A 13,163-nucleotide genomic window follows, 5' to 3' on the forward strand; every position below is an offset into this window, starting at 1 on the left:
ATCGCCCGATCACCCGATCGCCCGATCGCCCGATCACCCGATCGCCCGATCGCCCGATCACCCGATCGCCCGATCGCCCGATCACTTATGCGCTCTTCCTGGCGCGATCCTCGGTTGTCTCCTGCTTCAGCTCGTCGCGGACCTTTTTCGCGGCGAGGACCGCGGCGGGGGCGAGCGCGATGGCGCCGATGATCAAGTCGCTCGGGCGCACCGGCGGCTCCTCCGCTGAAGCGGGGCGATCGATGTCGCAGTTGACGTCGTCCGGCAGCGGCTTGGTCGGCAGCTCCCCTTTGGCGCGCTTCTCTTCGTAGATCCGCTGCGCGCGCGCGCCGACCACCTTCTTCTCGCCGGGCACGCGCTCGCCGGCATCCTTGCCGTACGGCGAGGCATGCTCGATCTCGGCGTTCAGTTCGGCGCCCATCAGCAGCGCGATTCCCGAGCAGTAGAACCACAGCATCAGCACCATGATGCCGCCGATCGCGCCGTAGGAGGCGTTGGCGTTGGGCACCATCTGGTAATAGACCTTCAGTCCCACGGAGACCAGCACCCAGAGCAGCGTCGCCAGAACCGAGCCGGGCGTGATCCAGACCCAGTCCTGCTCGACGTCGGGGGCGAAGTAGTAGACCAGGCCGATTGCGGTGGCGACGAGCGCGAATACGACCGGCCACTGCAGCACCCACCACGTCCACTTGAACGCGGCGCCGAGATGCATCGTGTTCGCGAGCCGTTCGGCGAGCGCCGGACCGGCGATGACGAGGAACATCGAGACGAGCACGAACACGGCGAGGCCGACGGTGAGTCCGATGGCGATCAGCCGCGTCTTCCACCACGGCCGCGTCTCGGTGACGTCGTAGGCGGCGTTCAGCGTGGTGATGATCGACACCATCGCGCCGGAGCTGGACCAGATGGTGATCAGGAAGGCGAACGTGAGGATGCCGCCGCTGTTCTGCCTGCCCAGCTCCTGCAGCTGCTGATTGATGATCTGGATGACCGCCGCCGGGGCGACGCCGCTGAGCCGGCCGACCACCTCGTCGGTCAGCGTCTGGAGCGGAAAGAAGCTCGCGATCGCCACCACGAAGAGCAGCGCGGGAAACAGTGCGAAGAAGAAGTAGTACGCCTGTTGAGCCGCGAGGTTCAGGATGTCGTCGTTCCACGCTCCCTTCGCCGAGCGGGTCAGCAGATCCTTCCAGCCGATGGGGACTCGCAGGTGCGCCAGCATGCGTGGCCGAAAAGCAAACCGCCGGCCACTTTGTGCTATAACCGCGCGCATGAAGAAGCACCCCAAACTCGTTGGCGCTGCAGGGCTTGCGGTGATGCTGGCGGCGTCCCTGGCGCTGTCGGACAGCCGTCCGGCGGCGCAGACCCGCGCGGCGGCGCCGCAGAAGCAGGCCGTCGACGCGGAGTACACCGCCAGGATCAAGGAATACCTGCAGGACCCGCGGATCACGACGGAGCTCGTCGATCACCTGCCGGCGTCGCCGACGGTGCCGACGCCGCTGAAGTTCCTGGGGCACATGCCGGGCACGCCAGGCGAGCTGACCCGCGCCGCCGACATCCATCGCTACTTCGCGGCGATCGACAAGGCCTCCGATCGCGTCGCGATGTGGACCATCGGGCAGACGGAAGAAGGGCGCGACATGATCCTCGTCGCGATTGCCGACGAGGCGACGATCAAGTCGCTCGACAAGTACAAGGCGCAGATCGCGCAGCTCACCGATCCGCGCCGCACCAGCGAGGAGCAGGCGCAGCAACTGCTCAAGACGGCCAAGCCGATCTACTACCTGACGAGCGGCATGCATTCGCCGGAGACCGGCGGGCCCGAGATGCTGATGGAGCTCGGCTACCGGCTGGCGGTCGAGGACACGCCGTTCATCCAGAACATCCGCAGCAACGTCATCACGCTGATCACGCCGGTCGTCGAAGTCGACGGACGCGAGAAGATGGTGGACACCTACTACTTCAACAAGAGGACGCGCCAGGGACAGCAGACGCTGCCGCTGATGTACTGGGGCAAGTACGTGCAGCACGACAACAACCGCGACGGCATGGGGCAGTTCCTCGCGCTGACCCGCCACGTCGGCAAGGCGAACCTGGACTGGAAGCCGCAGGTGCTCCACGATCTCCACGAGGCGCAGACCTATCTCTACTCGTCCACCGGCACCGGGCCGTACAACGAGGCGATCGATCCGATCACGATCAACGAATGGTGGATGCTGGCGCAGAACGACGTGCTCGAGATGACCAAGCGCGGCGTGCCGGGGGTGTGGACCTACGGCTTCTACGACGGCTGGACCCCCAACTACATGTTCTTCATCGCGCACGGCCACAACGCGATCGGCCGCTTCTACGAGGTGCAGAGCTACGGCCCCGATCCGTACGAGGTGCGGCCGGCGCCGACGGTGACCAGCCGCGAATGGTTCCGGCCGAATCCGCCGCTGCCGTCGATCAAGTGGGGGCCGCGCAACAACGTCAACATCCAGCAGTCGGGTGTGCTGCTCTCCCTGAGCCACGTGGCGAAGAATCGCGAGCTCTATCTGGAGAACTACTGGCTGAAGAACAAGCGCGCGGTCGAGAAGGGAAAGTCCGGCGGCAGCTACGGCTGGCTGATTCCGGCGAACCAGACGAGGAAGTCCGACGCCGCACAGGCGGTGAACGACCTTCGCGCCCAGGGGCTCGAGGTGCACAAGCTCGCCAACGGCGACTACGTGATCCGCGGCGACCAGCCGTATCGCACCGTCGCCGACATGTACTTCTCGGTGCAGAGCTTCGCGCCGGCGAACCCGCGCCCCTACGATGACACCGGCTGGACGTTCCAGTACATGCGCAATCTGGTGATCAGGCCGATCACCGACAAGAACGTCGTCAATCAGCCGATGACGCTGCTCACCGCCGACGCCAGAGCGCCGGGCGGCATCGAGGGGACCGGACCGGTGCTGATCGTGGCGCACACCACGGACAACAACCTGATGAAGTTCCGGTTCATGAACGCCGCGGTGCGGATGCAGGCCGCGGAAGAGGACTTCGAGGCGGCGGGACGGAAGTTCCGCGCCGGCGCCTTCATCATTCCCGACGCCGACCGCGGCAAGCTCGATCCCGTGCTCAGGGACCTGGGGCTGTCGGCCTGGGCGGTCGCCGCAGCGCCCGCCGTCCGCACGCACGATCTCGACGTGCCGCGCATCGGCTACGTCCACAGCTGGTCGCGCACGCAGGACGAAGGCTGGGTGCGCGCCGCGCTCGACACCTACGGCGTTCCCTACACCTACTTCGGCGACGTCACGCTGCGCGACGGCAACCTCCGCGCGAAGTACGACGTGATCGTCTTCCCGCACGTCGGCGGCAACGCGCAGTCGCAGGTGAACGGCATACCGAAGACCGGGAGCGCGCCGCTGCCGTACAAGAAGTCCGCCGAGTATCCCTCGCTCGGCGCGATCGATTCCGCGGACGACATCCGCGGCGGAATGGGCTGGGAAGGGCTGGTGGAGCTCGTCAAGTTCGTGCAGGCCGGCGGCACGTTGATCACCGAGGGCTCCACGTCGGTGATCCTCCCCGAGTACAACGTCACCGGCGCGGTGACGGTGGAGAATCCCGGCGGATTGTTCGTGCGCGGCTCGATCGTGCGCGGCGTGTTCGCGGATCGCCGCAGCCCGATCGCCTACGGCTACGACGCACAGCTCCCGGTGTACTTCAATCAGGAGCCGGTGCTGAACGTCGGCGGCGGCGGCGGATTCGGCGGCCGCGGCGGCGGCGGCGCGGAGATTCCCGGCGTCGGCATGAACGTCACGCCCATGGCCGGCGCGTCGCAGCAGCGGATCACCCCGTACGATCCGGAAGGGGCGCAGGCCCCGGCCGCTCCGCCTCAGCCCGGTCCGCAGCAGGCCGCGGGCGGCGGGCGCGGCGGCGGCGGCCGCGGTGGTCCCGGCGGGTTCCCGGCGGCCGGCGGCACCGAATCGGCCCGCGTCATCATGCGGTTCCCCGCGAATCCCGACGAGATGCTGCTGTCCGGCACCCTCGTCGGCGGGCAGGCGCTGGCGAACCGGGTCCAACTGGTCGATATACCGGTCGGGCAGGGGCACGTGGTCTCGTTTGCCATCCGCCCGTTCTGGCGCTGGCAGACGCAGGGCAGCCATTTCCTGGCGTTCAATGCCATCCTGAACTGGAACGACCTCGACGCCGGCCGGGCCGGAGCCCCCAGGCCGACCTCGACATCCGGTCAGAATCGATAGGGCTCAACAGGTTAGCCGCACCATGGCTTTGCAAAACAAAGTCATGGTGCGCTACACTAACAAGTCGATACATGGCTGTTGCTCCGGTCGAGGTCACCCTCGAACTCACACCCCGGGCCCGCTTCGACATCATCGATGTCCGCGAGCGGCTCCGCGGCACCCACGGCGACCTCCTCGACGTCTATCCGCGGCACCTCTATCACTCGTTTCACACCACCGCCGGCTATCTGGAACAGAGCCTCGCCGCCCGCTTGCGCCGCGAGCGCTCCACCGTGGCGCCGTACGTCGAAGTGTTCCGCGCGATGTTCCCCGAGGGGGCCGGCTACGAGCACGATCAACTCGACCGCCGCAAGGATCTGACTCACGCGGAGCGCGCCATCGAGCCGCGCAACGCCGACTCGCACCTCGCCTTCATGGCCGCGGGACTGAGCACGTGCGTCAGTTACGTGAACCGCCCCGCCGAGCCGGTGTGCTTCGTCGACCTCGACGGCATCACCGACGGGCGTCCGCGCCGCCGCCTGACCAGCATCGTCGGGTTCAACCGCGAGCGTCAGGTGTCCCGCGTCCGCATCGACGTGCCGGTGTCCGATCACCAGGTCGACTCCGTCAATCTGAAGGATCCGAAGCTCGGGATCTACGAGCAGATCGTCGAGATGATCAGGCGCGAGGGAGTGAGCAGCGGGCGGGTGCGGCTCGAGCTCGCCGGCGCCGAGCGGCAGGCCGGGCTCACCGTCAACGAGTACGAGACGCTGCTGATGCGGCACGATCTCGCGGACGTGCTGCGCAACCCGTTCCGCTTCGCCGCCGAGAAGGGCCGCCACATGTGGGCCTCGCCGCGATCGATCCCGCAGAAGGCGCTCGACTACGCGAAGTACGACATGGTGCGGGCGATGAATCAGGTGCTCGATCTCACCGGCCTGCGCGCCTCGCTGCTCGAGCGGCTGTTCGCGCGCGCCATCGCCGTGCCGGCCGGGCGCTTCCTGCGGATGAAGCGTGCCGTCAATCTGCGCGTCCGGGAGAGCGACGGCCACGGCGTCATCGCCGACGGCCGCTATCAGAGCCCGATCCTCGTGCAGTGGAACCGCCCCAGCGCCCGCGTCCGTCAGCTCGAAGCCACGCTCACCTCATTTGAATAGCTCTCCGGCGGTTGTCGTTGGCGCAGGCATCATCGGCTGCGCCATCGCGCGCGATCTCGCCGTCCGCGGCGTGCCGTGCACCGTCATCGATCCGCGGCCGATCGGGGGAGGAGCCACGCAGGCGTCCGCCGGCATGCTCGCGCCGTACGTGGAGGCGCACGAGCCCGGTCCGCTGCTCGACCTCGGCGTCCGCAGCCTGGCGCTGTACGACGACTGGATCGCGGCGATCCGCGCCGAATCCGGCGTCGACGTGGAGTACCGCCGGATCGGAACGCTCGAGACGGTCTCCAATCGCTCGACGCCCGAACACGGCTACGTGGCGGCTGAATCGCTCGCGCTGGCGCTCGCCCGCGCGGCGGAAGGCCGCGGCGCCGTATTCGTCCGCGATCGCGTGACGCGGATCGATCGCGCACGCGACACGCTCCGGGTGGTCACCTCGGAACGCACCGTCGATGCGGTACACGCCATTCTTGCCGCCGGGGCCTGGGCCAACGCCATCGAGGGAATCCGCACGCCACCGCTTCGGCCGGTGCGCGGGCAGCTGCTGTACCTGGGATGGAATGCCGCCCCGCTCTCGACGATCGTCTGGGGGCCGCGCTGTTACGTCGTGCCGCGCCTCGATGGCACCGTGCTGGTCGGCGCGACCGTGGAGGAAGCCGGGTTCGACGAGCGGGCCACGGGCGACGGCGTTCGCGAGCTCCTCGACGCCGTCTGTGAGCTGTTGCCCGCCGCCCGCGCGGCGACGTTCATCGGGGTGCGCGTCGGCCTGCGTCCCGCGACGCCGGATGGATTACCGGTGATCGGCCCCGATGCCGGCACGCCCGGCCTGGTTCACGCGTTGGGCCACTACCGCAACGGCGTGCTGCTGGCGCCGATTACGGCGACGGTCGTGGGCGACCTCGTCAACGACGGTCGTCTCGACCCGATCGTCGCGAGCTTCGGCGCGGCGCGGTTTGGGTGAGACCGGCGGCGATCAGAAGCCGCCGCCCGGTCCCGTCAGCGTCGTGGTGGCGGCCGTCGGTGCCGACGTCGGCGGCGCGGCCGTGGTCGTGCCGATGCCGAACGTGCCCGCCGCGCCGCTCGGGCCGCCGGACGCGGCGCCGCCGCTGCCGACGCGCTGCACCGTCTCGAATGCAATCAGCGCGAGCTGGTAGTCGAGCTGCGCCTGCAGCTCGCTGTTGCGCGCGACGGCCAGATCGCGCTGCGCCTGGATCACGTTGAAGTTCGTCGACATGCCGACCTCGAACCGCTTCTGTTCGGCGTCGAGCCGCTGCTCCGAGAACTCGCGCGCCAGGCGCGTCGTCTCGATGCGCTCGCGGTTCTGCTCGAGCACCATGGCCGCCTGGCGGACTTCCCGCACCACCTTGAACTCCGAGCTGCGCAGCTGCGCGACGGTCTGTTCGCGCTCGAGCGTGGAGCGGGCGAGCGCCGCCTGGTCGGCGCTGCGGCCGAGCGGATAGCTGAGCGTGAAGCCGACCGTCCACGTCGGGTAGTCGGCGACGAACAGCTGGCGCAGCACGTCGCCGAACGCGGTGAACTGCTGGCCGGTGACCGGCCCGAAGATTCCGCCGGTGCGAAGCAGCTCCGTGCCGCCGAGGCCGCTGGTCAGATAGGTGGCCTGCAGCCGGAGGTCCGGCAGCGCCGCATTCTTCGCCAGCGCGACCGCCGTCTCGCTGTTCTCGATCCGGCGGCGGGTCCGCTGCAGGTCGGTGCGCAGGCTCAGCGCATTGCGAACCGCCGCATCGACGTCAGGCAGGGCGCCGACCGGCGGCACGAGGTCGGCCGGCTCGAGCCGCGCCGTCCAGAAGTCCGGACGCTTCGGATCCATGATCAGGATGCGCAGCTGATCCTCCGCCTGCCGCACCTGCGTCTGCGCCACGATCAGGCTCTCGCGGCGCTGAGCGACTTCAGCGCGCGCCGAGACGAGATCGAGCGGCGGCGACTGGCCGACGTCGACCCGGGCGCGGTTGTTCCGCTCGAGCTCCTGCGACAGTTCGAGCGACCGCTGCTGCACGGAGACCGCGGCGCGAGCCAGCACCAGATTCCAGTACGCGCGCTGCGCCGCCGCGCCGATCGAGGTCGACAGCTCCTCGAGGCCGATGTCCGCGATCTGCTGGTTGCGCTGCGCCGTCGCGATCTGCGCCCGCAGCGTGTCGATCTTGAAATTGCGCAGCAGCGGCTGGGATGCCACGACCTGCAGGTTCGCGGTCACGGACGGGTTGAAGTTCGACAGCGAGCTGCTGGCGTTGCTGCGCAGCGAGTTCCAGCCGATGGTGTACGACCCGCCGCCCCACGGCAGCTGCTGCACCAGGCCGACGTTGCCCGACCACACGTCGGTGCGCGTGCCCTCGTTGCCGAGGAAGATGCTGCTCGGCGGCGACTGCTGGACGTTGCGCTGAACCCCGCTGGTCAGCGTCGGCAGGTATGCCGCCCGCGCCTGCGCCAGCCGCTCGGCGCTGATGCGCGGGTCGTAGCCGCCGGCGGCCAGATCCGGGTTGTTCGCCGTCGCCATCCGCATCGCCTCGTCGGCCGTCAGCTTGATGACGTCGCCGGACGGCTGCTGCGCGGAGACCTGCGCCGGCAGCAGCACGGCCAACAGCAGCGCGCCGGCGCCGCTCGCCGCCGCCAGGCGCCGAGGACGAACCCAGCCGCCGACGCGCCGGAACGCGCGCGAGAACAGCCGCGCGTTCGCCAGATCGTCGAACAGCGAGTACGCGACCGGCGTCACGATCAGCGAGAGCACCAGTACCAGCGACTGGCCCCCGATGATGACGAATCCAATGGCGCGGTTGGTGCCGGCGCCGATGCCGCTCGACAGCACCAGCGGAATCATCCCGGCGACGAATGCCAGCGTCGTCATGAGGATCGGCCGCAGACGATCGCGGCTGGCCTGAAGGATTGCAGTGTCTCTGTCCATTCCTCTTTCCCTGAGCTGGTTCGCGTGATCGATCTGCAGGATCGAGTTCTTCTTGACGACGCCGAACAGCACCAGCAGGCCGAGCGCCGAGAAGATGTTCAACGACTGCTGCGTGATGATGATCGACAGCAGCGCGAACGGCAACGTGAGCGGCAGGGACAGCAGAATCGTGACCGGGTGCAGCCATGACTCGAACTGCGCCGCCAGGATCAAGTACATGAACACCAGCGACAGCACGAACGCAATCAGGAAATTCTGCGCCGCGCGGCCGAGCTCGCGCGAGCGGCCGGCGAAGCGCGTGCGGTAGCCCGGCCCCATGTTCAACGACTCCGCCGTCCTCCGCATGGCGTCCATCGCCGGGGTCTGGGACACGCCGGGCAGCAGGCCCGCGTACACCGTGACCTGACGCTGCCGGTTGAGGCGATCGACGTTGCTGGGCGCCGTCCCTGCCGTCAGCTCCGCAATGTTCTCCAGCGGCACGCTCCCGACTCTCGATGACGGTACGGTCAACTGACCGATGGCCCGCGCCGACGACCGGTCGCCCGCGACGGCGCGCACGTGCACCTCGTACTGCTCGCCGCCTTCGTTGTAGGTCGTGACCTGGTCGCCGCCCACGAGCAGCCTCAGCGCTTCCGCGGCGTCGGCCACTTGCACGCCGAGGTCCGCTGCCTTCAGACGATCGAGATGCACCGAGAGTTCGGGCTTGCCGACGTTCAGCGAGGTGTCCACGTCCACCACACCCGGCTCCTTGCGCGCCTGATCGGCCACCGCCGCCGCGAACCGCTCCAGCCTGGCGAGGTCCGGGCCGTTGATGGTGAACTGGATCTCGGCGTTCTGATTGCCGCCGCCGCCGATCGTCGCGACCGGCCGCACGCCCGTGCGGACGTCCTTCGCCGCGAACTTCGGGACGATGTTGGCGCGGACGTCGTTCATGACCGTGAACTGATCCCGCGAGCGCGCCTCGAGCGGCTTCAGGCGGGCGTAGATCGTGCCGGCGTTCTGGGTCTGCGCCGGATCGTCGGCGACGGTCACCAGCGTGTAGTCCACCTCCGGCAGCGAACGGATGCCCGCGGCGATCCGGTTCACGAGAATCTCGGTCGCATCGATGCTCGTCCCCTCGGGCGCGCGGATGCCCACCTCGAACTCGGACTGATCGTCGTTGGGCAGGAAGTTCTTCTTCGCCGCCACGAACAGCGGCACGCTGGTCAGCAGGATCAGCACCGCCGTGCCCGCGACGACCGCCCGGTGCGCCAGCGACCACGACAGCACCTGCGAGTAACGCAGATCGATGGCGCGGAAGAAGCGGCTGTCCTTCGACCGCTTCTCCTTCTCCGCCTTCTTCGTCTTGATCCATCGCGCCGCCAGCATCGGGGTGAGCGTGAAGCTCACCAGCAGCGACACCAGGATCGCGAACGACATCGTCAGGCCGAAGCTCTTCATGAACCGCCCGACGATGCCGCCCATGAAGCCGACCGGAATGAAGATGGCGATCAGCGAGAACGTCGTCGCGAGCACCGCGAGACCGATCTCCTGGGTCGCCTCGACCGCGGCCCTGAACGGCGACAGGCCCTTTTCTTCGACGAAGCGATAGATGTTCTCCAGCACCACGATCGCGTCGTCGATGACGATGCCGACCGCCAGCGTCAGCGCGAGCATCGTCATCGAGTTGAGCGTGAACCCCTGGTACCAGATCAGGCCGAAGGTGGCGATGATCGAGGTCGGGATCGCGATCGCCGCGATCAGCGTGGAGCGCCAGTTCCAGAGGAACACGAGAACCACGAGCGCCGCGAGGATCGAGCCGACGACCAGGTGCTCTTCCACCGTGTTGATCGACGCCCGGATGAAGTCGGACAGGTCGCGGACGATGGTGACCTTGTAGCCGGGCGGCGTGACCGCCTCGATGTCGGCGAGCCGTTCCTTCACCGCGTCCACCATCTGCACGGTGTTGATGCCCGACTGCCGGCGGATCGACAGCAGCACGGTGGGCCTGCCGTTCACGTTGGCGCGGGTCGTCGCGTCGGCCATGCCGTCTTCGACCGTGGCGACGTCGCGCAGCAGGATGGGGTGCCCGCCGCGCTCGGCGACGACGACGTCGCCGAACTCCTGGACGGACTGGACGCGTCCGCGGGTGCGGAGCGTCATCTGCGTCGAGCCCGCCTCGACGCGGCCGCCCGGGATTTCGGCGTTCTGCAGCTGGAGCGCGTGAGAGACGTCCGTGACCGTGAGGTTGTGCGCCTGCAGGCGCGCCGGATCGAGCAGCACGTTCACCTGGCGCTGCCTGCCGCCGGCGACGACGACCTGACCGACGCCGTTGACGCTCTCGAGCTGGCGCCGCAGCGTCTTGTCCGCGTACTCGGTGATGTCGCGGATCGGCTTGTCCGCCGAGACCGCGAGCGTCATCACCGGCGCGGAGTCAGGATCGAACTTCTCGACCGTGGGCTGGTCGATGTTGCGCGGCAGCAGCGGCAGCACGCGGTTCACCCGATCGCGTACTTCCTGCGAGGCGACGTCGACATCCTTCTCGAGCAGGAACGACACGATCACCGTCGACACGCCTTCCGAGGACGTCGAGCGGAGCTCGTCGATGCCGCTGATGGTGTTGACGGCTTCTTCGATCTTGTCGGAAATCTCGGTTTCGACTTCCTCCGGCGCGGCGCCGGGCAGCCGCGTCGTGACGACGACGGTCGGGAAGTCGACCTTCGGGAACCGATCGACGCCGAGACTGAAGAACGAGAACGCGCCGACGACGGTCAGCGCGAGGATGAGAACGCTGGCGAAGACCGGTCGCTTGACTGAGATTGCGGCTAACCACTGCATGACGGCTTCATCCCTCGATCTGCACGCGGACGCCGTCGGCCAGCTTTCCGCGTGGATTTGCCGCGACGCGCTCGCCGGCCTTCACGCCCGACGCGATTTCGACGCGATCGCCAACCTTTTCTCCGACCGTGACGATGCGCTCCTCGATGCGGTTGTCGCCGGCGATGACGTAGACGCGGCTCGTGCCGGCCACCGTCTCGACGGAGGCGGCGGGGACGAGCAGCGCCGGCGCCGGCGCCGGCTGCTGGAGGAGCGCGGTGGCGAAGAGCCCCGGCTTCAGGCGGCCGTCGGCGTTCGGCGCCACGGCTTCGACGGTCAGCGCGCGCTGATCCGCTTTGAGCGCCGGAGACACGAAGCGCACGCTGGCCGTGAAGACTTCTCCCGGATACGCGTCGACCGTGAGGCGCACCGCCTGTCCGGCCTTCACCTGCGAGAGGTACTGCTCCGGAACCGTGAGTTCGACCCGGACCGGGTCGATGCGGACGACCGTGGCCACCTTCATCCCGCGCGAGACGTAGTCGCCGGTGCTGACCAGGCGTTCGGCGACGATGCCGGTGAACGGCGCGCGGACGACGGTATCGGCCGCCGACTTGCGCGCGAGATCGACGCGGGCCCGCGCCGCCTGGAGCGAGCGGTACGACTGCTGTGCGGTGTTCTGCGCCGCCTGGTACTGCTGGCGCGCCGCCTGCACCTGCGTGAGCCGCTGATCGTATTCGGCCTGCGAGACGACTTTCTGCTCGAGCAGCGACTTGATGCGGTTGAAGTCCGCCTCGGCCCAGTCGAGCGACGCCTTCGCGTTCAGCACGTCCGGCACCTTCGACGGATCGAACGGCTGTCCGGCCGCGAGGCCGAGGCGCGCCTCGAGCTGCGCCGCGTTGGCGTCCGCTTCACGGAGCGACGCGTCCGCCTCGGTGGCCGACACGCGGACGAGCACCGTACCGGCGGTCACGCGTGTGCCCCGCTCGACGGGCGTGCCGATGACGCGTCCGGCGGTTTCGGCGGCGACGTCAGCCTGTTCGTCCGCCGCCAGCGAGCCGGTCACGCGGATGAAGCGATCGATCGTCTGGCCCTGAACCTGGGCGGGGCGGATGGCCACCGGCGCCGGCTCCGGCGGCGCCGCGGCGCTGGTCTGGGTGCCGCTGCACGCGGCGGTCGAGAGCGCCGCCGCGATGGCGGCGCCGGGCAGAATGGAACGGCGGAACGAACGAATCATGACGGCTTGTCCTCACTCGCAGGGGTTTCGCGATGAATGCAGAGCGGCAGACTGATGTTGCGGCCCGCCCCTGCCTGCAGGCCGATGAGCACGGTGTCGACGGTGGCGCGGGCGAGCACGTCCGCGTTCTCGCCGGGGGCGAGGCGATCGCAGAGGTTGAGCGTCGCGGCGCCGTGGACCGCCGTCAGCAGCAGGCGGAACACGGTATTGGGATCGGTGTCGGCCGGGCAGGCGCCGGCGTCGATCGCCTGCTGGATGCGATCGATCATGTCGTGCTTCATCTCGCTGACGAAGCCGAAGCGGGACCAGTCGCGGCTGATCCGGGGCACGCTGCGATCGAGGAACATCAGCGCGAAGTACTCGGGATGCTCCTTGCTGAACTCGTAGTAGCGCAGGAACATCGCCCGGAGCTTCTCGACCGGGTCGTCGGTGGCCGGGCGCGGCGTGCCGCCGTATTGAAAGAGGAGGCGGAACCCTTCGTCGGCGAGGGCGAAGAAGATGTCGTCCTTGCTGGGGAAGTAGCCGTAAATGGCGGCCGGGCTGTATTCGATGCGCTCGGCGATCTTGCGAATCGACACCTCGTGGTAGCCGTGCGTGACGAAGAGCTCGCGCGCGGCGTCCAGAATGGCCCTGGCGACCGTTTCCCGCTCCCGTTCCTGACGTTCTTTGACACCCAAGTTATTGATCCCTTTGGCCTTACAGCCGATTTACGGCCCCGCTGAACGGCGTTCACTGAACAGTGTTCAGCAGTCTAACAGCGTTAGACGTCCGGTCAAGCGCGACGGTTCCAAAATGGGGACAGTCCCCTTTTCCCTTTTCCACCCTCCGGAAAAGGGGACTGTCCCCGTTTCCCGGGC

General features: G+C 68.3%; 7 protein-coding genes. 3 read left to right on the forward strand and 4 right to left on the reverse strand.

Features of this window, described 5'->3' with window-relative positions; genetic code table 11:
* Nucleotides 1-85: 85 nt before the first annotated feature.
* Nucleotides 86-1,219 carry a YihY/virulence factor BrkB family protein gene (locus VFK57_25645; protein HET7699129.1) on the reverse strand — a complete coding sequence of 378 codons (1,134 nt, stop codon included), beginning with the start codon at nucleotides 1,217-1,219 and terminating at the stop codon, nucleotides 86-88.
* Nucleotides 1,220-1,268: 49 nt separating this feature from the next.
* On the opposite strand from VFK57_25645, the gene VFK57_25650 reads away from it, so the two are divergent.
* From VFK57_25650 to VFK57_25660, 3 genes are all read left to right on the forward strand, one after another.
* A complete protein-coding gene (locus tag VFK57_25650) occupies nucleotides 1,269-4,223 on the forward strand; it encodes a M14 family zinc carboxypeptidase (GenBank protein ID HET7699130.1) in 2,955 nt (984 codons plus the stop codon).
* 71 nt (nucleotides 4,224-4,294) lie between these two features.
* Complete coding sequence (locus VFK57_25655; protein HET7699131.1) at nucleotides 4,295-5,359, forward strand: hypothetical protein; 1,065 nt, start codon at nucleotides 4,295-4,297, stop codon at nucleotides 5,357-5,359.
* Complete coding sequence (locus tag VFK57_25660; protein ID HET7699132.1) at nucleotides 5,352-6,320, forward strand: FAD-dependent oxidoreductase; 969 nt, start codon at nucleotides 5,352-5,354, stop codon at nucleotides 6,318-6,320. Before VFK57_25655 ends, VFK57_25660 begins: the two co-directional genes overlap by 8 nt.
* A gap of 12 nt (nucleotides 6,321-6,332) precedes the next feature.
* Here VFK57_25660 and VFK57_25665 read toward each other — a convergent pair whose 3' ends face one another.
* Genes VFK57_25665 through VFK57_25675 form a run of 3 tightly spaced genes read right to left on the reverse strand, consistent with a single transcriptional unit; the run spans nucleotide 6,333 to nucleotide 12,983 of the window.
* Entirely contained in the window at nucleotides 6,333-11,093 is a 4,761-nt protein-coding gene (locus VFK57_25665; GenBank protein HET7699133.1) for an efflux RND transporter permease subunit, read from the reverse strand.
* A 7-nt stretch (nucleotides 11,094-11,100) separates the two neighbouring features.
* Complete coding sequence (locus VFK57_25670; protein HET7699134.1) at nucleotides 11,101-12,306, reverse strand: efflux RND transporter periplasmic adaptor subunit; 1,206 nt, start codon at nucleotides 12,304-12,306, stop codon at nucleotides 11,101-11,103.
* Nucleotides 12,303-12,983 carry a TetR/AcrR family transcriptional regulator gene (locus VFK57_25675; GenBank protein HET7699135.1) on the reverse strand — a complete coding sequence of 227 codons (681 nt, stop codon included), beginning with the start codon at nucleotides 12,981-12,983 and terminating at the stop codon, nucleotides 12,303-12,305. Before VFK57_25675 ends, VFK57_25670 begins: the two co-directional genes overlap by 4 nt.
* Between the last annotated feature and the right edge of the window lie 180 nt (nucleotides 12,984-13,163).

The organism is Vicinamibacterales bacterium (assembly GCA_035699745.1).
Classification (GTDB): domain Bacteria; phylum Acidobacteriota; class Vicinamibacteria; order Vicinamibacterales; family 2-12-FULL-66-21; genus JAICSD01.

Coding starts and splice junctions, on each gene's coding strand:
- VFK57_25645 (HET7699129.1), bottom strand. CDS start 1,219: ATGCTGGCGCACCTGCGAGTCCCCATCGGCTGGAAGGATCTGCTGACC.
- VFK57_25650 (HET7699130.1), top strand. CDS start 1,269: ATGAAGAAGCACCCCAAACTCGTTGGCGCTGCAGGGCTTGCGGTGATG.
- VFK57_25655 (HET7699131.1), top strand. CDS start 4,295: ATGGCTGTTGCTCCGGTCGAGGTCACCCTCGAACTCACACCCCGGGCC.
- VFK57_25665 (HET7699133.1), bottom strand. CDS start 11,093: ATGCAGTGGTTAGCCGCAATCTCAGTCAAGCGACCGGTCTTCGCCAGC.
- VFK57_25670 (HET7699134.1), bottom strand. CDS start 12,306: ATGATTCGTTCGTTCCGCCGTTCCATTCTGCCCGGCGCCGCCATCGCG.